The sequence below is a fragment of the Flavobacterium sediminilitoris genome (genome assembly GCF_023008245.1).
Lineage (GTDB): Bacteria > Bacteroidota > Bacteroidia > Flavobacteriales > Flavobacteriaceae > Flavobacterium > Flavobacterium sediminilitoris.
The window spans coordinates 1,949,703-1,971,164 of record NZ_CP090145.1; the positions used below are offsets into that span (position 1 = coordinate 1,949,703).

18 protein-coding genes and 1 tRNA gene are annotated in these 21,462 nt (G+C 29.0%); 10 read left to right on the top strand and 9 right to left on the bottom strand.

The window, feature by feature from the left end; genetic code table 11:
- Positions 1-59: 59 nt before the first annotated feature.
- Genes LXD69_RS08795 through LXD69_RS08805 form a run of 3 tightly spaced genes read left to right on the top strand, consistent with a single transcriptional unit; the run spans position 60 to position 1,775 of the window.
- The gene (locus tag LXD69_RS08795; RefSeq protein WP_246918857.1) at positions 60-368 is read left to right on the top strand and encodes a hypothetical protein; all 309 of its coding nucleotides are present in this window, start codon (positions 60-62) and stop codon (positions 366-368) included.
- Positions 338-1,102, top strand: coding sequence for a sensor histidine kinase (locus LXD69_RS08800; RefSeq protein ID WP_246918859.1), 765 nt, complete (start codon positions 338-340; stop codon positions 1,100-1,102). The genes LXD69_RS08795 and LXD69_RS08800 overlap by 31 nt, the downstream gene beginning before the upstream one ends.
- Before the next feature lies 1 nt (position 1,103).
- Positions 1,104-1,775 (top strand): response regulator transcription factor, encoded by a 672-nt coding sequence (locus LXD69_RS08805; RefSeq protein WP_045967606.1) that lies wholly within the window; start codon positions 1,104-1,106, stop codon positions 1,773-1,775.
- Positions 1,776-2,071: 296 nt separating this feature from the next.
- Here LXD69_RS08805 and LXD69_RS08810 read toward each other — a convergent pair whose 3' ends face one another.
- The gene (locus tag LXD69_RS08810; protein WP_045967607.1) at positions 2,072-3,454 is read right to left on the bottom strand and encodes a flotillin family protein; all 1,383 of its coding nucleotides are present in this window, start codon (positions 3,452-3,454) and stop codon (positions 2,072-2,074) included.
- Between the two features lie 802 nt (positions 3,455-4,256).
- Positions 4,257-4,329 (bottom strand) — tRNA-Met (locus LXD69_RS08815).
- Positions 4,330-4,444: 115 nt separating this feature from the next.
- Here LXD69_RS08815 and era point away from each other — a divergent pair.
- Positions 4,445-5,329, top strand: coding sequence for a GTPase Era (era, locus tag LXD69_RS08820; protein ID WP_045967609.1), 885 nt, complete (start codon positions 4,445-4,447; stop codon positions 5,327-5,329).
- A gap of 2 nt (positions 5,330-5,331) precedes the next feature.
- Here the strand turns inward: era and LXD69_RS08825 are convergent, their stop codons facing one another.
- The gene (locus LXD69_RS08825; protein WP_246918861.1) at positions 5,332-5,823 is read right to left on the bottom strand and encodes a hypothetical protein; all 492 of its coding nucleotides are present in this window, start codon (positions 5,821-5,823) and stop codon (positions 5,332-5,334) included.
- A gap of 207 nt (positions 5,824-6,030) precedes the next feature.
- On the opposite strand from LXD69_RS08825, the gene der reads away from it, so the two are divergent.
- Positions 6,031-7,341 carry a ribosome biogenesis GTPase Der gene (der, locus tag LXD69_RS08830; RefSeq protein WP_045967611.1) on the top strand — a complete coding sequence of 437 codons (1,311 nt, stop codon included), beginning with the start codon at positions 6,031-6,033 and terminating at the stop codon, positions 7,339-7,341.
- Positions 7,342-7,394: 53 nt separating this feature from the next.
- Here der and LXD69_RS08835 read toward each other — a convergent pair whose 3' ends face one another.
- The 3 genes from LXD69_RS08835 to LXD69_RS08845 all read right to left on the bottom strand — a co-directional run bounded on the left by LXD69_RS08835 (position 7,395) and on the right by LXD69_RS08845 (position 12,007).
- Positions 7,395-8,258, bottom strand: coding sequence for a T9SS type A sorting domain-containing protein (locus tag LXD69_RS08835; RefSeq protein ID WP_246914635.1), 864 nt, complete (start codon positions 8,256-8,258; stop codon positions 7,395-7,397).
- Between the two features lie 186 nt (positions 8,259-8,444).
- Complete coding sequence (locus LXD69_RS08840) at positions 8,445-10,325, bottom strand: T9SS type A sorting domain-containing protein (protein ID WP_246914637.1); 1,881 nt, start codon at positions 10,323-10,325, stop codon at positions 8,445-8,447.
- Between the two features lie 137 nt (positions 10,326-10,462).
- Positions 10,463-12,007, bottom strand: a complete 1,545-nt coding sequence (locus tag LXD69_RS08845) for a hypothetical protein (RefSeq protein WP_246914639.1) — start codon at positions 12,005-12,007, stop codon at positions 10,463-10,465.
- Positions 12,008-12,163: 156 nt separating this feature from the next.
- On the opposite strand from LXD69_RS08845, the gene LXD69_RS08850 reads away from it, so the two are divergent.
- From LXD69_RS08850 to LXD69_RS08870, 5 genes are all read left to right on the top strand, one after another.
- Complete coding sequence (locus LXD69_RS08850) at positions 12,164-13,330, top strand: 2-isopropylmalate synthase (protein WP_246914641.1); 1,167 nt, start codon at positions 12,164-12,166, stop codon at positions 13,328-13,330.
- A gap of 6 nt (positions 13,331-13,336) precedes the next feature.
- Positions 13,337-14,722 carry a 3-isopropylmalate dehydratase large subunit gene (gene leuC / locus LXD69_RS08855; protein WP_246914643.1) on the top strand — a complete coding sequence of 462 codons (1,386 nt, stop codon included), beginning with the start codon at positions 13,337-13,339 and terminating at the stop codon, positions 14,720-14,722.
- Entirely contained in the window at positions 14,723-15,325 is a 603-nt protein-coding gene (leuD, locus tag LXD69_RS08860; RefSeq protein WP_246914646.1) for a 3-isopropylmalate dehydratase small subunit, read from the top strand.
- Between the two features lie 13 nt (positions 15,326-15,338).
- The gene (leuB, locus tag LXD69_RS08865) at positions 15,339-16,460 is read left to right on the top strand and encodes a 3-isopropylmalate dehydrogenase (protein ID WP_045967617.1); all 1,122 of its coding nucleotides are present in this window, start codon (positions 15,339-15,341) and stop codon (positions 16,458-16,460) included.
- 93 nt (positions 16,461-16,553) lie between these two features.
- A complete protein-coding gene (locus tag LXD69_RS08870; protein WP_246914648.1) occupies positions 16,554-19,337 on the top strand; it encodes an outer membrane beta-barrel protein in 2,784 nt (927 codons plus the stop codon).
- A 276-nt stretch (positions 19,338-19,613) separates the two neighbouring features.
- On the opposite strand, the gene LXD69_RS08875 is transcribed toward LXD69_RS08870, so the two are convergent.
- From LXD69_RS08875 to LXD69_RS08885, 3 genes are read right to left on the bottom strand one after another with little or no spacing between them, the layout of a single operon-like run.
- A complete protein-coding gene (locus tag LXD69_RS08875; RefSeq protein ID WP_394799728.1) occupies positions 19,614-20,426 on the bottom strand; it encodes a TPM domain-containing protein in 813 nt (270 codons plus the stop codon).
- Positions 20,426-20,863, bottom strand: a complete 438-nt coding sequence (locus LXD69_RS08880; RefSeq protein ID WP_246914654.1) for a TPM domain-containing protein — start codon at positions 20,861-20,863, stop codon at positions 20,426-20,428. The genes LXD69_RS08875 and LXD69_RS08880 overlap by 1 nt, the downstream gene beginning before the upstream one ends.
- Positions 20,863-21,462, bottom strand: a complete 600-nt coding sequence (locus LXD69_RS08885; protein WP_045967620.1) for a LemA family protein — start codon at positions 21,460-21,462, stop codon at positions 20,863-20,865. Before LXD69_RS08885 ends, LXD69_RS08880 begins: the two co-directional genes overlap by 1 nt.

Below are 21,462 nucleotides of genomic sequence, written 5' to 3' on the forward strand. Positions count from 1 at the left end.
TAATTTATTTGGCTCTATTTTGTTTTTTACTTATAAATTGGTCTCCTTCGTCAAGAGAAATGAACGATTTACCTTTGAATATTGCGATTACTTTACTGGTTTTAGTTAGCAGTTTTTTGTGGTTTTTAGATGTCTTCAAAAAAGGGGATGATAAACCTTTGTATCTTCGACCTGAATTTTATTATGTTTCTGCTCTATTGATTTATTTTACAGGAACCTTTTGGGTTTTTCTCATGACTGATTATATTATAAATGATGATTCAATAAAATTGCTTGATTATTGGGTTTTAATCGTTATTTTTAACCTCATTCTTAGGGTTACATTAATTTTTGCAGTTTGGAAGGCACAAATCAAATCGATACATTAATATTTATAGGCACAGGATTAATTACATTATTAGTTCTAATTGTTTTATTTTTAGCGGTTTTCTATCAAACACATGTTATGAAAATGAAACGAAAAGAGGCTGAGTTATTACTTAAAACTTCATTAGAATCCGAAAAATTAGAACGAAAGAGAATTGCAGCAGATATTCATGATGGAGTTTCAGGTGATTTAAATGCAATTCGTAACTTTCTATCTGTTCTGTATAAAAGCGAGAAAGATGATGAAAAGAAAGCATTGTTTGAAGAAATTAAGATAGGAGTAGAAGCCGCTTTAGAAAACACACGATTAGTTTCATATAAATTAATGCCTCCGTTGTTAGAATCAGCAGGATTTATTGTTGCAATTCAAGATTATTTTGATAGAATAAATAAAAAAACAAGTGCTTGTTTCTTTATACATTCTGAAGTAAGTTTTTTTGAAATGTCTAATGAAGTATCATATGAACTTTTTAGAGTTATACAAGAGTTTACAACAAATATGATTAAATATGGAGATATTACAAAATGTAATGTTGAACTAAATTTAATAGATGATTTTTATAACCTTATAATTACAGAAGATGGTAAGCCTTATGATTTCAAAACACTTTATACTACTTCAAAAGGAACAGGATTAAAGAATATAAGTTCAAGGCTTAAAGTTATTGAGGCTAGTTTAAAACAGAGTAGTGTGAGTACAGGGAATCAATTTTTAATTTCCATAAAAAAGAAATAAAATGAAAGTAGCAATTGTAGACGATCACCAGCTTTTTAGGAAGAGTTTAGCACATTTGTTAAACTCATTTGAAGATATTCAAGTTGTCTTTCAGGCAAACAACGGGAAGGAATTCTTAGATAGTTTAAAAGATATTGATATTGATTTAGTATTACTCGATATACAAATGCCAGAAATGAATGGGTTTCAAACATGTAAAGTTTTGAGAGAGAAGTATCCAAATATCTATGTTCTCATTATTTCTCAATTAACAACAAAAGAAAGTATTCATAAAGTAATGGAATTAGGTGCTCATGGCTTTTTTACCAAAAATTCAGATCCAGATCAATTGCAAACCGCAATTATTAGTATTAAAGATAATGGCTATTATTTTGGACAAGAATTAGGAAGTATAATTAGAGAAATTATGCTTTGGGATAATAAAAAAATCAATGGAGAAGAAACGGATTTAGTAGAAATTGATGAAAATTGTTTAACAACAAGAGAAATTGAAATTATAAAGCTAGTTTCAAAGGGAAGTAGTAGTAAAGAAATTTCTAAAGTTTTAGGAATAAATGTGAGAACGGTTGAAACACATAGAAAACATATTATTGATAAAACATCTGCAAAAAATTTTATTGGAGTTGTAATTTTTGCTTTAAGACATCAGTTAATTACAATTGATGAAATTTGAAAAAAAGCGCCTTTTTGCTAAAAAGTACGTATTTATACGTACAAAAAAACACCAAAAATACGTATTTATACGTATTGCATAGTATAATAATACTACTTACCTTTGGAGTGATAGTTAAGTGTTTTTTAGCAGTGGTTTAAGATGTTTTATAAATACAAGCTGCTACAAAGTCCCAACTCATTTTTGAGTTGGGCTTTTTGTTTTTAATAGAAACGATTTCCTATACAAATAAAAAGCTTCATTTATAAAATGAAGCTTTTCTGTGTTAAAATTAAGGATAATTATTTTCTAGAATATTACTGCTGCTTTTTAGTAATATCATTTAATAATTTTATTTGTAATAAAGATTCAGTTGAATTTGAGTTTCCATTATTCCCATTTATAATCATATTTGTAGGAACTTGCATGTTAGACAATTCATGAGCAACACCAATGCGTGTTTCTTTTTCAATTTGAGCTCTTTCTTGAGGTGTTAAACCTGCATTAACTTTAAGTCGATTAGCATCTGCTTCTGCTTTTTCTTTAATCAATAATGCTTTAGCCTCTAATTCTGCGGTTTTTACTGCAATTTCAGCTAATTGTCTATTCGATTCTTCTTCTTTTACTCTCGTTTCAATTGCAATCAATGTGTTTACTTGCATTTTTTCTTGTTTTACACGTTCAGCAGCTTTGTCGCGTTCTCCTTCTGCTACAATACGTTGTTGAGCAGCTCTTGCGGTTTCAACTTTCTGAATTTCAATGATTTTTTCAGCAGAAATATCACGTTGTTGTTTTAATTTATCTTCAAAAGCTTTGTTTAAATCAACATCATCAATGATTACTTGAGCTGTGATAATTTTATTTACATTAATCTCATGTGGGATTCGTTTCGGAATACCATTTACAAAAATCTTTTCATTTCTGATAAACTTATTGATTTCCTTTATTCCTCTTTTCTTTTTAAGAATAGAATCAACACCGATTTCATTATATATCGTGTCTCTAACTTCTACTTTTTTAACAACAAACCCACCGTTCTTTAAAGCGTCTTCAATCGTCATTCTATAGTCAGTTGCAGAACCTGAAACATAATCTTCAGCAGAATACATGAATGTTACATTTTTTAATTGTTCTGAAACAGTAGGAAGTAGAGTGTTATTTATTAAATTTGAAGGTTGTCTATAAGTTTCAACAAGTTTAATAAAAGATTCATCATCACTAGGCATTTCAAATCGTACAGAAGCATAAACATTAGCATCTACTTTGTCAATAAAGCGTACATTAATTCCATTTGGAATTACACCTTCAATTCCTGTTACATCTTGTTTATAGTTCCCCTTTTTGTCTAAAGCAACGCACTTTATGTCAATAAATTTTTCCCATTCTTGAATTTTACTAAAAGGGACAATAAATTTAATACCTGGAGACATAATTGTCGATCTAGCACCAGTAGGACTTAAGATATAATATTGGTGACCTTCTTTTGCAAAAATAACAGATTCGCTTAATAATAACATGAATACACCAAAACCGAAAAGGCTAGCTCTTAACTTAAAATCCCATATTGTTAAGAAGGTTAAATGAGGAGGGATTTTCATATTATTCTTGCTTAACTCTTCATGTTTCTTACGGAAATAAGGATACATAAAAGTTAAAGTAATTGCAAAAATTACAAATAAAAAGCCTAAAAATGTTAGCATATAAAATAAATTAATTGGTTAATAAATGATTGTATTAAAATGTGTTAGTTGAAATTTTGATATTGGTTAATTTTGGACAATATAAAGCATGTCAAACTTATATTTGATTTTGTTTTTTTTATTGAGATTTTGGTATGATTTAGAAATTAATTTCTAGTGGTTAAGTATTTTTTGTGTTGAAAAAAAATTAAAGAATGGTTTGTATATATTGTACGTTAAGTTTTATAAAAAAGTTACAATAAGAGGTTAAATATTTTTGAATAATACATTAAGTATTTGTTTTTTAGTAATATATATAATGGTTGTTTAGTTGAAATAAATGATAAATAATAGTAGTAATATAGATATGTTGTATAAAAAAAGCTCCATAAAAATATGAAGCTTTATATTTATTTTAATTTTTTTGGTTAATTGAGCAGTAAAAAAATAAACTAAACATTATAGCAAGGAACCCAAATGTTGTTTTGACAACACAATGCAATTGAAGGAATACAATTAATTGGTCTAATTTCAGCATCATTAGGACAATAGTTTCCTTCTATTGGACAAATTGGACCATTTCCTCCAAGAATTGCTTTTTGTTCTACTCTGTTTAATGTAGTATCTAGTTTTGAAATTTTTTATAACATAAATTTAAAAAATTTAAGATTTATATTACATAATATATAATAAAAAAAAAATGAATTGTAAATTTATTCGTTCTTTTAATAATACGTTAAATTTTGTTAAAAACACAAAAAGAGTAGGGTTGAAGATATTTTTAAATAAAAAAAACTCCGATTTTTCAATTGGAGTTTCTTAGTAGCGGGAACAGGACTCGAACCTGTGACCTTCGGGTTATGAGCCCGACGAGCTGCCTACTGCTCTATCCCGCGATTTGTGAGTGCAAAAGTACAACGATTATATTTAAAAACAAATATTTGGCTATAAAAATTTAAAATTTCTTCTATTCAGTTGATATGACTACCTTTGTAAAATAAATTTTATCACATGGAACATAAAGCAGGATTTGTAAATATTATCGGGAATCCAAATGTTGGGAAATCTACATTGATGAATGCATTAGTAGGAGAGCGTTTGTCTATTATTACAAGTAAAGCACAGACAACTCGTCATAGAATCTTAGGAATTGTGAACGGAGATGATTTTCAAATGATATTATCTGATACTCCTGGAATAATAAAACCTGCTTATGAATTACAAAGTTCAATGATGGGGTTTGTGAAAAATGCATTTGAAGATGCAGATGTGTTAATCTATATGGTTGAAATAGGAGAGAAGGAACTTAAAGATGAAGCTTTTTTTAATAAAATAGTTCATTCTAAGATTCCAGTATTACTATTACTGAATAAAATTGATAAATCGAATCAAGAGCAATTAGAAGAACAAGTAGCATTGTGGACTGAAAAAGTACCGAATGCAGAAATTTTCCCTATCTCGGCACTTGAAAATTTCAATGTCCAAGGTGTTTTTGATAGAATAATAGCTTTGTTGCCTGTTTCACCACCTTTTTATCCAAAAGATACTTTAACAGATAAGCCAGAACGTTTTTTTGTTAATGAAACAATTCGTGAAAAAATCTTATTGAATTATGATAAAGAGATTCCCTATGCAGTTGAGATAGAAACAGAAGAGTTTAAAGAAGATGATAACATTATTAGAATTCGTGCTGTAATAATGGTAGAAAGAGAAACTCAAAAAGGAATTATAATTGGTCATAAAGGAGGAGCTTTGAAAAAAGTAGGAATTCAAGCTCGTGAAGATTTAGAGAAATTCTTTGGAAAACAAATTTTTCTTGAAACTTATGTTAAAGTGAATAAAGACTGGAGAAGTAGTGCATACCAATTACGTAGATTTGGCTACAATCAAAAATAATTTTAAGGAGTAATTACTTTTTCCATTAAAACTTTTAGCTTTTCCATTTGCGGAATCCCTTTTCTTCTATTTAATCTTGCGAAAAAATAAAGAAAAATCCATAAAATAATCATAGATGTCATTATTGTTATATCTAGAATAAATTTTTGGTTTAATTTCCATTTGGAATAAGCTATTATAGAAAAAATAATAAAAACACCTGCAATAATAAAATGTAAGAACATAAAGAAAGTCCATAAAACAGGATCAGGACCATATAGTCCAGTTATTGCAGTGTTTCCGTCTTCCATTTCTTCAAGTTCAAGATGTAGTTGTGGAGAATGTTTTTCTCGTTTTAAAACACCAATACTTAGCCAAATATGATTGTCTATTATTTTAATCTTAAAGTCAGGTTCAATAGTAGTTTTTAAATCCTCAAACTCTTTTTTAATGATATCGATAGACTTATTAGTTACATTGTAAAAACGAAAACGAAGTTTAAGGCTCTTATCCATAAATATGTTAATAGGATTAATCCATGATACTAAATTACAAAAATATTTTCTAAACTAATATTTCTTAGAATATTTTCAAGCGATCTTTTTAAAATCAAAAATAACCATCTACTTCTAATAATTATCAGAGTTATAATGTAAACTTATAATTCTAACATCAAATTTATAATTTCTAATCATTATCTTTGCACATTCAAAAATAAATATATGAACAATATTGTAGCCATAGTAGGAAGACCAAATGTGGGTAAATCAACATTTTTCAATCGTTTAATTAAACGAAGAGATGCTATTGTTGATTCTGTAAGTGGAGTTACTCGTGATAGAAATTATGGAAAAAGTGAGTGGAATGGAAAAGAGTTTTCTGTAATTGATACAGGTGGTTATATTAAAGGTTCTGATGACGTTTTTGAAGGAGAAATTCGCCGTCAAGTTGAATTAGCAATAGATGAAGCAGATGCAATTATCTTTGTCGTTGATGTTGAAGAAGGTGTAACTCCAATGGATGCAGAAGTAGCAAAGTTACTTCGTAAAGTAACAAAACCAATTATATTAGCAGTAAATAAAGTTGATAATGGAGCTCGTGAGAAAGATGCTGTAGAGTTTTATTCATTAGGGTTAGGTGAATATTTTACTATTGCAGGAATGAATGGTAGTGGAACAGGTGAGCTGTTAGATGAGTTAGTCAGAGTTTTACCAGAATTGCCAGAAGTAGTAGAAGAAGAAAATCCATTACCAAGATTCACAGTTGTAGGAAGACCAAACGCTGGAAAATCATCATTTATAAATGCTTTAATAGGTGAAGATCGTTTTGTAGTAACTGATATAGCAGGAACAACTCGTGATGCTATTGATACTACTTATAATCGTTTTGGGTTTGAATTTAAATTAGTTGATACTGCTGGAATTCGTAGAAAAGCAAAAGTAAAAGAAGATTTAGAGTTCTATTCTGTAATGCGATCAGTAAGAGCTATAGAACATAGCGATGTTTGTATTTTAATGATAGATGCCACAAGAGGATTTGAAGGGCAAGATCAAAGTATATTTTGGTTAGCTGAAAAAAACAGAAAAGGAATTGTTATCTTAGTTAATAAATGGGATTTAATTGAAAAAGATACTATGTCTACACGTGATTATGAAAGAAAAATTCGTGAAGAATTACAGCCTTTTACAGATGTTCCTATTTTATTTGTTTCAGCACTTACAAAACAACGTTTGTTGAAAGCATTAGAAGCAGCAGTTGAAGTATATGAAAATAGAAAACAACGTATTGCAACTTCTAAATTTAATGATTTAATGTTGCCAATTATTGAAGCGACTCCTCCTCCTGCACTAAAAGGGAAATATGTTAAAATTAAATATTGTATGCAATTACCAACTCCAACACCTCAATTTGTGTTTTTTGCTAATTTGCCTCAGTATGTAAAAGATCCATATAAAAGGTTTATTGAAAATAAATTGCGTGAAAATTATAATTTTTCAGGTGTACCAATTGATATTTATTTTAGACAAAAATAAAAGAAAGGGCTTCCAAATTTGGAAGCCCTTTCTTTTATTGGGAAATAATTAAGTTATTCAATAATTAATTTTTTTCTACTAGTTGTATTATCTTTTCTAGTAATATTAAGAGTGTAAATTCCTTTTTTAATAGTATCATCAATTAAGAAACTTATCGTTTTTTCATCATCAGTGTTGAAATTTATATTTTGCTTTTCTCCTGTGAAGTTAAATAATACAATCTCATTAATGGTTTTTGTATTTGTTAAAAAGCGAAGTGTTTGTCCTTTATGAATCGGATTTGGAAAAATAAAATCATTATTAGTATTAATAGTTATTTCTTGATTTTCATTAGTTTTAATCTCAATATTATCAATTTCCATTTGAGCTTTTATTTCTTCATTTAATTTAGTGTTGTTTTTAATAGAAGGAAAAAACCATAGTTGTGTATTGTTTTTTGTAGGTTTAAAAACAATTTCTATAATTTCCCAATTTTCTTTCCCGTTTGTAATAGCTTTAGACCAAATGATCTCACTATTTGAAGAAGCTATAGGCTTTTTTTCATTAGATGAAGCCACTAATTTATGTGTAGCAATTATGTTTGCCATAATATTGTTATTCTTTCTGTCGTATTCTTTAATATTTGAATAAGTTTTCATTTTTAAAGAAATATAATATGTTTTTCCAGCAATGAAGTTATAATTTGTAAATATTCCTTCACTTTTATTCTTATATGCACTTAATAATGCCCAAGTATTATTTTCTAAATTTCCTAAGACAGTAGGTGTTCCATGACTTGCAGACCAACCTTTAATACAACTAGGTATACTAAAGCCATTACCGGTACAAGTCCCACTAAGGGTTCCGTTTGTTAATTGTTGGGAATTACTTGTTATAAAGAAAATAAAGAGGATTGAAGTAAAGATTATTTTTTTCATTTTATTGGAATTTTAGTTTTTTCGTTTGACATTACAAATATTGTGACTTTTAATGAGAGAATACCAATGGAAATGACCTATTTAAAAGGGGAAAAACACCCTTTTTTTAATAGGATTGTCTTTATATGAAAGTATAAGAGCTGACTATTTAGCCAGCTCTTATTTTTGAAAGTTAATAAGAAGTAATTATTCTATAATCAATTTTTTAGTAGATACAGTATTATCTTTTTTAACCACTTTTATTACATAAATTCCTTTTGTAAAAGAATCGTTTAATGAAAATGTAATTGTATTTGAATCTTTAATAGAAAATTTTACTGAACTTGTTTTTCCTAATAAATCCATTATAATAACTTCATCTACATTTTTAGAGTCTGTTGTAAAAGAGCAAGTACTCCCTTTTGTAGTAGGATTAGGTGAAAGTTGTTCAATAATAGTATTATCTGATTTCTTGTTTAAATTTTCTATAGAAACTTCTTTTACATCTTTTGTTTCTACGACATAATTAGGTGTTCCATTTGTAGATAATTTTTGAACAACAATTCTAAAAGCTTTTCTTGTTTCTCCCCATTCAGCACAATCATTCCAAATGCCATGCTTAATATAATACCATTCATTTATAATTAAGTTTGTATTAAATGTAGCAGAAGAAGAGTTACAACATACAATAGGATTTCCTGGAACAGGGTTGTTTCCTGATGTATTCCCATTTGGAGCGTATGAAATAGACCAATGATGATTTACAAAAACAGGATTTGAATTAGCAATCGCTGTGACAGATACATTATTTCCAACATTTGATGCGTTAATTGTGAAATTAGTTGTATAACCAGACCAAGAAGCTGTTTTCGGTAGTGCTGTTCTAGATTCTCTCCAAGCAACACAACTATTATAGACACCATGTTTTATATAATAGTTTTTGTCTTTTGATAATCCTGTAAAAGTAGTTGTGTTTCCACTTTGTGTAGCACCTACTTGTGAACTGTTAGGATCAGTTGTAGAATTTGGAATTGATGTTTCAATTAATCCCCACCAGTGATTTAAACCTGCAGATGTATCACTTGCTGTTACTGTTACAGTAATCGTTCCGTCTGGTGCGCAAAATGAATTAAAAGTAAAGTTAGAAGAAGCATCTGAATTTAAAACTCTAAATTCATGAGTAGTAGGAACCCAACCTACACAAGGAGAAGAAGATGTTGCTACTTTTATTTGATATTCATATCCAGCCACAAAAGAATAACCTTGACCATTAAAAATAGAGGTTAAGTTTAAAGTGCCTAATTGCCCTTGTGTCCAACCATTTCCTCCTAATTGAGTTTGCCATTGAAAAGCGCCTGTTGAACCAATAGGTCTTCTCCATACATCTAAATAGTATTGATTTTCACCAAACGAAGCTGTTCCATCTAAAAAGATAGATTCCCCAAGACAAAAATCTGTTTTCATATTGTTATTAGCATCTTCAAAGTGAAATACAGAAGTTACAGGTGGTGTAATTGTAATATCATCTACTTCCATTTGAATTTGTGCTCTTCCGTTTGAACCAGAATTGGCTGTCATTAATGGATAGAAACAAAGTTGAGTGTTGTTTTGAGAAGGTGTGTAACTAATATTTACTGTAGACCAATTATTAATATTTGAGCCTATTGTGTTTTGCCATACAAGTTGTCCTCCGCTTAGCGCTCCAGGAATAGTTGTTGATGTAGTTGTTGTTAAACCACTTACAGCTCTTACATTTGCAGTAGAATTTAATACTGTGTTATTTGGATTGCTAACGTTAGTACTTGTCCTTACTCTAAAGGAAATTTGATACGTTCTACCAGCTACAAAGTTATAATTAGTAAAAATTCCTTCACCTATGTTTGAGTGAGACCATAACCAAGCCCAAGTGTTTGCATTTACAGTTCCAAAAACACTAGGGCTTCCATGACTAGCTTGCCAACCTTGAACACATGATGAGGAGTTGTATCCATCACCTTGACAAGTACTATTTAAAGTTCCATTTGTAATGCATTGCGCATTTGTAACTCCCCAAATGAGGAATAAAATTTTAGTAAATAGATTTTTCATCTTAAAATTGAATTAAATTATTTATTATTTGTTCTGTTGTGTACACAGTGCAAATTTTGGAAATATTTAAAAAACAATTCAAGATGAATTCCCCCTTTTTTTAGGGTTAAACGACCTTAATTAAAAGAATTTTAGGTTTATCGAATAGTATTTGCAGCTTTTTCTTTGATGATATTAATTAATGGTTTGTTGTCAATCTTACTTTCTAACCATGATATAATATCTAAGTAAAGGAAGGCTCTTCTTTCATAAGGATGATTTTCATATTGTTTTAAACAAGTATGAAGTTTTTTAAACTCACCTTTTAATTGATGTGGATAAATGGAGCCTAATCCTTTTAGAAATTTAATCATTTCTCGTTGAACTTCATGAAGATCATTCATTTTTATTAAAAATTTATAAGTACTTTTTAATTGAATTTCTAATTTATAATCTAAACAAGCTTCATAATGCGCAACAAGATTTAAAACCCTAGCAAAACACATCAAATCTTCTCTCATTGATAAATTTCGATTGTCAATAATTTTTTGAAGAAATTCAATACATTTTAAATTATTTCCTATTCCAAAATATAAACAAGCAATTTTATAGTAAAAAACCATAACATGATGTTCATCAATTTTATCTTGTTTGCTTTTCAGATCTTTTAAAACCTCATTTACCAAATATAAACCTTCTTCAAAATTGCCTTCTAAAAAGTGTAAATTAAACTTACTATTATAAATACATAAAAAAGTTAAGATGTTAATATTATCATTTTTAGGAAATGATTCATGATTGATGGTTTCTTCAAATTTTTCTAAAGTTTCTTTAAAAAAAGTTTTGTGTTTTATCAAGTATAAACACTCTAATAAATAATTAATTCCTTTAATATACCAAACCGGATTTAAAGAAATCATTTTAGAATTAGAATAAAATAAATCAATCCATTTTTTAGAGTACTTATAACAAGATAAAAAATCTTGAATTAAAAAACTATGCCATAAATGAGCTTTATAAAGCCAAAGTTTCTCTCTAAAACCTAAATCTGAAATGGTATATTTTGGTAAACTATTATTAAAATAATCAGTTATTAATTTCATTTCAGCATCGCTTTTCGCATAACCACTTTTTAGCATGATACCATATAATTGCAGTGATAAATTAGATAATTTACTAGTAATCACATTCTGTTGACTCAATTCTTTTGCTTGAATGGTTAATTCATCTGCTCTTCCTATTATACTTCTTGTTATATATTGAGATTCAATAACTTTTTCTAATTCAACAATTTCATAGGCAATATTTTTTTCTTCATTTTCAAGTGCCATTATTTTGGCTTTTTCTAAAATTTTTAAACTTTGTTTATATAACCCTTTATGATATAAAATAGTAGCGAAATCAAGTTGTTCCCTTATTAGAATACGGATATTTTGATTTACCGGATTCATTCGTAAACTAATTAATATTTGTTTATATAAATGTGCTTTTAAGTTTGATAATTGAAGTTTAGTGACAATTTTACTCTTTAATATAATAGTTTCGTTGTATTCATCTATTTTATCTAGAAGATTAAATAATAATAAAAATTTCGCATTTTCATTTACATCAAGCCTGTTTGCATAAAGCTTAAATTGTCTTTTTTCTGACCTAGAAAGAGACTTTATTAATATAAAAAGATTGTCTTTAGATCCGTTTGCCATTGTAAAATTTTTAAATGTATATAATTGAAAATCAATAATTTATTTTTTGTTTAGTTGCTTTTAATACCGTAAAAGGAATTTTTAAATAGTCTTCTCAGAAGAAGCAAAGTATAAATTTGTATTCATAAATTAAAATTAAGTTTAATAATTCTTTTTATGGAGAATCAGAAAGTACAAATTTTCGATACTACTTTGCGAGATGGAGAACAAGTTCCAGGTTGTAAATTAAATAAAGAGCAAAAATTGATTATTGCTCAGCATTTAGATGAATTAGGAGTAGATGTTATTGAAGCAGGATTTCCAGTTTCCAGTCCAGGCGATTTTGAATCTGTTCAATCTATTGCTAAAATAGTTAAAAATGCAACAGTTTGTGCACTCACAAGAGCTGTGAAAAACGATATAGAAATAGCAGCAAAAGCATTAAAATACGCTAAAAACCCTAGAATTCATACAGGAATTGGAACTTCAGATTCTCACATGAAGTATAAGTTTAATGCTTCAAAAGAAGAAATTATTGAACGAGCAGTAAATGCGGTAACTTATGCAAAAACATTTGTAGATGATGTAGAATTCTATGCAGAAGATGCTGGAAGAACAGATAATGATTTTTTAGCAGAAGTATGTAGTGAAGTGATTAAAGCAGGAGCTACAGTATTGAATATTCCAGATACAACGGGTTATTGTTTACCAGAAGAATATGGCGCAAAAATGAAATACCTAAGTGAGAATGTTGTAGGCATTGAAAAAGCTATTCTTTCTTGTCATTGTCATAACGATTTAGGATTAGCAACAGCTAATTCTATTGCAGGTGTAATAAATGGAGCAAGGCAAGTTGAATGCACAATTAACGGAATAGGTGAAAGAGCAGGAAATACTTCATTAGAAGAAGTGGTGATGATCCTAAGACAACATCCAACATTAGGACTAGATACTCATATAAACTCAAGACTGTTAAACGAAATAAGTCACTTAGTTTCAGATAGTATGGGAATGATTGTTCAGCCCAATAAAGCTATTGTAGGAGCAAATGCCTTTGCTCATAGTTCAGGAATTCACCAAGATGGCGTGATAAAAAACAGAGAAACCTATGAAATTATCAATCCAGCAGATGTAGGAGTAAATGAATCATCAATTATTTTAACAGCGAGAAGTGGAAGAGCAGCATTAGCTTATAGAGCAAAAAAAATAGGATATGAATTAACTAAGCTTCAGCTAGATGTGGTATACAGAGAGTTTTTAAAAGTAGCGGATAGGAAGAAAGAGGTAATAGATGATGATGTACATTTTATTATTGAAACTAGTAAAATAGGAATTTTAGCATAAATAAAAATGAAAAAGAAAACCTTGTTTGATAAAGTTTGGGATAGTCATGTAGTTAGTGAAGTGCCAAATGGACCACAAATATTATATGTAGATAAACATTTAATTCATGAAGTAACAAGCCCTCAGGCATTTGAGGAGTTAGAAGAGAGAGGAATTCCTGTTTTTCGCCCTAATCAAATCGTTGCTACAGCAGATCACAATGTGCCTACAAAAAATCAACATTTACCCATAAAAGATGAACTGTCTAAGAATCAATTAGAACAATTAACTAAAAATTGCAAGAAAAATAATATTACACTTTATGAATTAGGTCATAAATATCAAGGAATAGTTCATGTTATAGCTCCAGAATTAGGTATAACATTACCTGGAATGACTATGGTTTGCGGAGACAGTCATACATCAACTCATGGAGCTTTTGGAACAATCGCTTTTGGAATAGGTACTAGTCAAGTAGCACAGGTTTTTGCAAGTCAATGTTTATTATTAAATAAGCCTAAAAGCTTACGTGTCAATGTAAATGGAAAATTAGGAAAAGGAGTAACACCAAAAGATGTTATTCTATATATTATATCACAAATCGGGACTAATTCTGGAACAGGATATTTTTGTGAATATGCAGGAAACGTCTTTGAAGAAATGTCAATGGAAGGAAGAATGACAGTTTGTAATATGAGCATCGAAATGGGAGCTCGTGGCGGAATGATTGCTCCTGATGAGGTTACTTTTGACTACATAAGAGGTCGAGAATTTGCACCAAAAGGAATTGAATTAGAAGAAAAAATCTCTTATTGGAAAACATTGCCTACAGATGAAGATGCTATTTTTGATAAAGAATATCACTTTAATGCAGAATCTATAGCTCCAATGATTACGTATGGTACAAATCCAGGAATGGGAATAAAAGTAAATGAAACTATTCCAGATTTAGAAGATGTATCATTTCAAAAAGCGCTAGACTATATGGGATTTAAAAAAGGAGAATCTTTAATAGATAAACCTATTAATTATGTCTTTATAGGAAGTTGTACAAACTCTCGTATTGAAGATTTTAGGATTGCGGCACAATATATTGAGGGAAAGCAAAAAGCAAAGAATGTAAACGCTTTAATAGTTCCTGGTTCACAACAAGTGGCAAAACAAATAGAAGAGGAAGGGTTGAAAACTATTTTTGAAACAGCAGGTTTTGAAATTCGCCAGCCAGGATGTTCAGCATGTTTAGCTATGAATGATGATAAAATTCCAGCAGGAGAATATTGTGTATCTACGTCAAACAGAAATTTTGAAGGAAGGCAAGGACAAGGCTCAAAAACATTACTTTCAAGTCCTTTATTAGCAGCAGCAATTGCTGTAGAAGGAAAAATTATTGATATAACCCAATATTTAAACTAAATGGAAAAGTTTATAAAATTATATTCAACAGCAGTTCCTTTACCAGTTGAAAATATAGATACAGATCAAATAATTCCTGCTCGGTTTCTAAAAGTGACGAATAAAATAGGTTTTGGAAATAACCTTTTTAGAGATTGGAGATATAATGATAATAATCAATCGATAACATCATTTGTTTTGAATAACCCAAAATATTCAGGAAAAATACTAGTAGCAGGAGATAATTTTGGTTGTGGAAGTAGTAGGGAACATGCAGCTTGGGCATTAACAGATTACGGATTTAAAGTAATTGTATCGAGTTATTTTGCAGATATATTTAAAGGAAACGCGTTAAATAATGGATTATTACCTATACAAGTTTCTCCAGAGTTTTTGAAAGATGTTTTGGAAGTAATACAAAATACTCCAGATATTAAATTAGTTGTTGATTTAGAAGCCCAAACTTTAGAAGTTGAAAACACAGCCTTGAAAGAGACATTTGAAATCGATACATATAAAAAACTATGCATGATAAATGGTTATGATGATATTGATTTCTTAATCAGTAATAAAGAAAAGATTGAAACTTTTGAAAAAAATAGAATAGCAACCACAATTATTTAAAAACAGAGAAAATATGAATTTAAAAATAGCAGTTTTATCAGGTGATGGAATAGGACCTGAAGTAACACAAGAATCCATAAAAGTGTTAAAAACAATAGCTGAAATATATGGACATAATTTTGAGTTTCAAGAAGCCTTAGTTGGTGCTATTGCAATAGACGAAACAGAGAATCCATTACCCGAGAAAACGTTAAATCTTTGTAGAGAGAGTGATGCTGTTTTATTTGGAGCCATTGGTGATCCAAAATATGACAATAATCCAGATGCTAAAGTAAGACCAGAACAAGGATTATTGAAATTGCGTAAAGAGTTAGGGTTGTTTGCCAATATTCGTCCAATTAATGCTTATGATTCATTGCTAGATAAATCTCCATTGAAACGAGAAATTATTCAAGGAACAGACATGGTTATTTATAGAGAATTAACAGGTGGAATTTATTTCGGACAGAAAAAAATAAGTGAAGATGGAACAGTTGCTTCCGATTTGTGTGAGTATTCTAAGTTAGAAATAGAAAGAATTACACATTTAGCTTTCAAAGCAGCGCAAACTAGAAAAAAGAAAGTAACACTAATTGATAAAGCTAATGTCTTAGAAACATCAAGATTATGGAGAAGAATTGTTACATCTATTTCAAGAGAATATTCAGATGTAACTTTAGATTTTTTATTTGTAGATAATGCTGCTATGCAAATGATTTTAAATCCAAGTCAGTTTGATGTTATTTTAACTGAAAATATGTTTGGCGATATCATTTCAGATGAAGGAAGTGTAATAGGAGGATCAATAGGTCTTTTAGCATCTGCTTCAGTAGGAAACGGAACTGCTTTGTTTGAACCTATTCATGGATCATACCCACAAGCAACAGGAAAAAATATCGCAAACCCTATTGCTTCCATTTTAAGCGCGTCTATGCTTTTGGAACATTTCGGATTAAATAATGAAGCGAAACAAATTCGAATAGCTGTAGATAAAACATTAAAAAGAAATATTGTTTCAGTAGATATAAACAAAGAAACACCTTCATCAACATCGCAAATAGGAGATGTAATTGTTCAAATGTTGTTAAAACCAGATGAAACTATTAGCGAATCACATTTTGAAAATATCAAATTAGGAAAATCAGTATATATATAAAATAAAAAGTTAAATTTTATGAGTTTTTTCTTATTTTAGGAATAAAGTCTTTATTTCGCAGTTAATTAGATAAATTAACCTAAATATTGTTTTATGCTTAAAATTTGCTATTTCTCATTAGCATTGTTATGTTCTTTTTTTAGTTTTAGTCAAAATTCTTTTTCAGTATCAGGAAAATTATTAGATGAAAGTTTAAAATTACCACTAGAGTCGGCAACAATCTATTTTTCAAGAGTAAGTGATTCAACAGTAGTGGATTATACAATTTCTGATAAAAACGGAAATTTTAATTTTAAATTAAAAGGAATCAATTATCCTGTTTTTTTAAAAATCTCTTATAATGGCTATAAAGAATATAAAAAACAATTTGAAACATTATCAAAGGACCATGATTTAGGAAATCTTTATTTAGAAGAAAACGTATCTTCATTAAATGAAGTTGTAGTACAATCAGAAATTCCACCTATTGTAATAAAAACAGATACATTAGAATTTAACGCTTCATCATTTAAAGTAACACCAGATGCTAATGTTGAAGCGCTTTTAAAACAATTACCAGGTGTAGAAATAGACGAAGAAGGGAAAATTACTGTAAACGGAAAAGAGGTTAATAATATACTTGTAAACGGTAAACCTTTTTTTGGAAAAGATGGTAAAATTGCAACACAAAATCTTCCGGCAGAAATAATAGATAAAGTTCAAGTAACAGATACTAAGACAAAAGAAGAAGAACTATCAGGAACCGCAGCAAGTGAAAATGCAAGTACCATAAATCTTACCATTCAAGAAGATAAAAACAAAGGGATGTTTGGGAAAGCAACAGTTGGTACAGGATCTGATAAAAGATATGAATCTGGATTATTATTCAATTATTTTAAAGATACTCAAAAAATCAGCATTTTAGGTTCATCAAATAATATCAATTCTATTGGGTTTTCAATGGATGAAATTTTTGACAATATGGGAGGTGGACGTAATAGTTCTATTTGGGTAAATGATAATGGAAGTTTTGGTATAAATGGAATGCAGTTTGGAGGCAATACTGGAATTACTAAATCAAATATGATTGGTGTTAATTTTTCAGATGAATGGATGAATAAAAAAATAGATCCAAATGGGAGCTATTATTTTACAAATGCCATTACAGAAAATAAAAACAGAACAAGTAGAACAAACTTGCTTCCTACAGGAAATACAAGTACAAATTCTGAATCAGATTCTAAAACAGATGTAACAGGAAATGCCATTAATCTTGATTTTGAGATTAAGATAGATTCCACAACTACATTATATGTTACGCCTGCATTTTCCAAAAATAAATCAATAAATAAATTTACCAGTAATGCAACATCATTAGACGAATCAAACAATTTGTTGAATGAAAACAATAGTTCAAATGTTAAAGAAGACGAAAGTATAAAGTTTGAAAATAGTTTATATCTATATAAGAAATTTCAAAAAAAGGGAAGAGGAATAAGTCTATCATTTAGAAATCAAAATACTAAGAATGATACTGATTTAAACACACTTACAAATACCATATTTTACCAATCAGGAAATCCAAATGATAATAGAAATCAAAATAGATTTGACATAGATAAACAAGATACATATTCAACAAAAATAGGATATACAGAACCTATTTCAGATTCGTTATCACTTTTATTTGAAACTTCATTTGAAACAGTTAAATTATATAATAGCACAAATACATTCGACTTTGACTCATTCACAAATGAGTATTCTCAGTTTAATGATATATTGTCAAATAATATAGATTCAAGAAATAATACTTTTAACACATCAGTAGGAATACAACTAAAAACAAGTAAGCTTAGAGGGAGTATTCGATTAGGAACTGATTTTTTAAATTACAATAATCAATCGAATTATTTAGGGGTTAAAACAGAAGTTAAAAATAATTATATGTACCCAAGCTTAAACGGATATTTAAGTTATAAATTAGGAAAATCTAAGTCATTTTATAGTTATTATTCGTACGAAGCTACTTTGCCTTCAGCTCGACAATTATTACCTTTTGAAGACTTATCAAATCCTTTAAACACAGTTATAGGAAACGCTTTTTTAAAGCCATCAGAAAATTATAATATTTATATAAACTATAACAATTATGATTATGCTACACGTTCTGGTTTTTATAGTTATTTTGGAGGAAGTTTAAACAAAAATCAAATAGTAAGTTCAACAGTTTATGATAACGATTTTAAAGCAAATACAACTTATCAAAATATAGATCAGACTTATAATTTTTACACAGGATTTAATTTAAATAAATCTTATAAGAAAGAAAAGAGAACCATAAAATATGGTTTAGGAATAGGGATGAACTATAATCTAAATCAAGGATTAACAAATGCAGCATTGTATGAAGCTAGAGGAATACAATTAAATCCAAGAGCTAGCTTTTCATATTCAATAGAAGATCTTATAACCATTTCGCCTACATATAAATACAGTTATAATACTACTTCATTTAAGAACTATGTGATTGATAATTCAAATAACTACAGACATATTTTTAAAATTGAAGCCACAACATATTGGCCAAAAAACATTGTTCTAGGAAATGATTTTGGATATACATATAATTCTAATATAGCAGATGGTTTCCAAAAAGATTTTTATTTATGGAATGCTAGTTTAGGATATAATTTCTTTAAAGATCAATTACTAGCAAAAGTAAAAGTATATGATTTATTAAATCAGAATGTAAATGCAACCCGAACAATTACTCCTACTGCTATTACAGATACAGAAAATACAGTTTTACAACAATATGTAATGTTTTCTTTAACGTATAAACTAGAAAAATTTGGAGGAAAAGATAAGAAGAAAACTCATTTCATGATGGATTAAATAGAATGATTTATTTTATGATTCTCTACATTTTTTTAAATGTTTTGCTGTAGTTTCTAATGGTTAGTTGTTAAGAGATTAAAATCACACAAAGTTCTCTATAAGTATTGGGAACTATTTTGATGATTTTTCTTTTTTGAATATAGAAAGATATTCTTTATATAGAGTGTTTTTGTTTTTTAATGTTAAAATAGGTATTGTGAAAATAAAAAAGATGAACATAATTGTTCATCTTTTTTTAAGTTATATTGTTTTAGTATTATTATAAGATAAGAATTACCAACTTCCGCCAGCTCCTCCACCAGAGAAGCCTCCTCCTCCAAATCCACCACCGAAGCCACCACCACCAAATCCGCCTCCAGATGAACCACCACCAAAACTTCCTCCACCGTTACCGCGACCAAGACTGCTTAATATGATAATGTCCATTAAATCGACACCTCCAGTTCTTCCAGATCCGCCATTGTTACCACGGTTGTTTTTGTTTTTAGAAATCAGTATAATTAGGATAATAAAGAATAAGATAAAAATAAAAATAGGTAAACCACTTCCTTTACTTTTATTTCCTTTTCTCTCTCCTTTATAAGTTCCTTTTATAACATCAAAAATAGCTGTTGTTCCTTTGTCTAAACCATTGTAATAACTACCTGCTTTAAATTCAGGAAGGATTACATTTCTTATTAGCTCTCCATTTATACCAGCAGTTAATTTATGCTCTAATCCATAACCAGGAGAAATCCATATTTTTCGATCATTTTTTGAAAGTAAAATTAGAATTCCATTATCGGTATCAGCTTGGCCAATTCCCCATTCTTGTGCCCATCTAGGTGTTAAAATACCAATATCATCTCCTTTTAAACTTTCAACAGTAATAATAACAATTTGTGTAGTTGTAGAATCAGAATAGGTTACTAATTTGTTTTCTAGTGATTTTTCTTCAGATTCATTTAAAAGATCTGCATAATCGTATATAGAGGTTTGGAAAGTAGGCTTTTTTGGAATATCAAATTGTGAAAATCCTATATAATGTAAAAGTAATGTGGTAAGAACCAACAAAAATTTCATTATTTTAAAAATTAAGTTTGCCATTATCCTTTTGATATTTCATTTGACAGTTCATCAATATCATCAGATTGGTAAGGAAAAAACTCTTTTAAACGTTTTCCCGCTTCTCTAATGCCATTTACTAAACCGTCTTTATTGTTTTTGTTTTTAAAGTTGTCAATTACAATATCTTTAGTAGAGTTCCAAAAATTAGCATCTACAACTTTATTAATTCCTTCATCACCTATTATGGCAAAGTGCTTGTCTGCAACTCCTACGTAAAAAAGAACACCATTTCTATCTTTGGTATTTTGCATGTTAAGAGTAAAAAAAACCTCCTGAGCTCTTTCGAGCGGAGGCTTTTCTGAATGTTCTTCTATATGTACACGAATTTCTCCTGAAGTGTCTTTTTCTGCTTCAACAATAGCTTGAACAATTTCTTGTTCTTCGCTTACTGTTAAGAAATCTTCTGTTTTAGACATTATTTACCAAAATCAAATTCAACATCTACTGGTTTTTCAGCACCTTCAACAGCTTTGAAATATGCTTTCTCTTTAAAGCCAAACCATCCTGCAAAAATATTGTTTGGGAAAACAGTAACATGATTGTTATATGGTTTTACAGCTTCATTAAAACGAGTTCTAGCTGTTAGAATTTGATTTTCTGTACTAGATAGTTCATCTTGTAATTTTAAGAAATTTTGATTCGCTTTTAAATCAGGATATTTTTCAACAGTAACTAATAAACGAGAAAGAGCAGAATTTAATCCACCTTGTGCTTGATTAAAAGCATCTAATTGCTCAGGTGTAATGTTTGTTGGGTCTATTGTAGTTGCTGTTGCTTTAGCTCTAGCATTTACTACTGCTTCTAATGTCGATTTTTCAAAATCAGCAGCTCCTTTTACTGTTTTAACAAGATTTCCAATTAAATCATTTCTTCTTTGATAAGACGTTTCAACATTTCCCCAAGATTCCTGAATGTTTTGGTTTAGTTTTACGGCTGTGTTATTTATTCCTTTGAAGTAGCTATATCCAATTATAACTAATACTCCAATAATTATCCACGGTAAGAATTTTTTCAT

Coding starts and splice junctions, on each gene's coding strand:
- LXD69_RS08880 (WP_246914654.1), bottom strand. CDS start 20,863: ATGTCTAAAACAGAAGATTTCTTAACAGTAAGCGAAGAACAAGAAATT.
- era (WP_045967609.1), top strand. CDS start 4,445: ATGGAACATAAAGCAGGATTTGTAAATATTATCGGGAATCCAAATGTT.
- LXD69_RS08885 (WP_045967620.1), bottom strand. CDS start 21,462: ATGAAAAAATTCTTACCGTGGATAATTATTGGAGTATTAGTTATAATT.
- LXD69_RS08850 (WP_246914641.1), top strand. CDS start 12,164: ATGGAGAATCAGAAAGTACAAATTTTCGATACTACTTTGCGAGATGGA.
- LXD69_RS08795 (WP_246918857.1), top strand. CDS start 60: ATGAACGATTTACCTTTGAATATTGCGATTACTTTACTGGTTTTAGTT.
- LXD69_RS08825 (WP_246918861.1), bottom strand. CDS start 5,823: ATGGATAAGAGCCTTAAACTTCGTTTTCGTTTTTACAATGTAACTAAT.
- LXD69_RS08835 (WP_246914635.1), bottom strand. CDS start 8,258: ATGAAAAAAATAATCTTTACTTCAATCCTCTTTATTTTCTTTATAACA.
- LXD69_RS08870 (WP_246914648.1), top strand. CDS start 16,554: ATGCTTAAAATTTGCTATTTCTCATTAGCATTGTTATGTTCTTTTTTT.
- LXD69_RS08845 (WP_246914639.1), bottom strand. CDS start 12,007: ATGGCAAACGGATCTAAAGACAATCTTTTTATATTAATAAAGTCTCTT.
- der (WP_045967611.1), top strand. CDS start 6,031: ATGAACAATATTGTAGCCATAGTAGGAAGACCAAATGTGGGTAAATCA.
- LXD69_RS08810 (WP_045967607.1), bottom strand. CDS start 3,454: ATGCTAACATTTTTAGGCTTTTTATTTGTAATTTTTGCAATTACTTTA.
- leuC (WP_246914643.1), top strand. CDS start 13,337: ATGAAAAAGAAAACCTTGTTTGATAAAGTTTGGGATAGTCATGTAGTT.
- LXD69_RS08875 (WP_394799728.1), bottom strand. CDS start 20,426: ATGGCAAACTTAATTTTTAAAATAATGAAATTTTTGTTGGTTCTTACC.
- LXD69_RS08805 (WP_045967606.1), top strand. CDS start 1,104: ATGAAAGTAGCAATTGTAGACGATCACCAGCTTTTTAGGAAGAGTTTA.
- leuB (WP_045967617.1), top strand. CDS start 15,339: ATGAATTTAAAAATAGCAGTTTTATCAGGTGATGGAATAGGACCTGAA.
- LXD69_RS08840 (WP_246914637.1), bottom strand. CDS start 10,325: ATGAAAAATCTATTTACTAAAATTTTATTCCTCATTTGGGGAGTTACA.
- leuD (WP_246914646.1), top strand. CDS start 14,723: ATGGAAAAGTTTATAAAATTATATTCAACAGCAGTTCCTTTACCAGTT.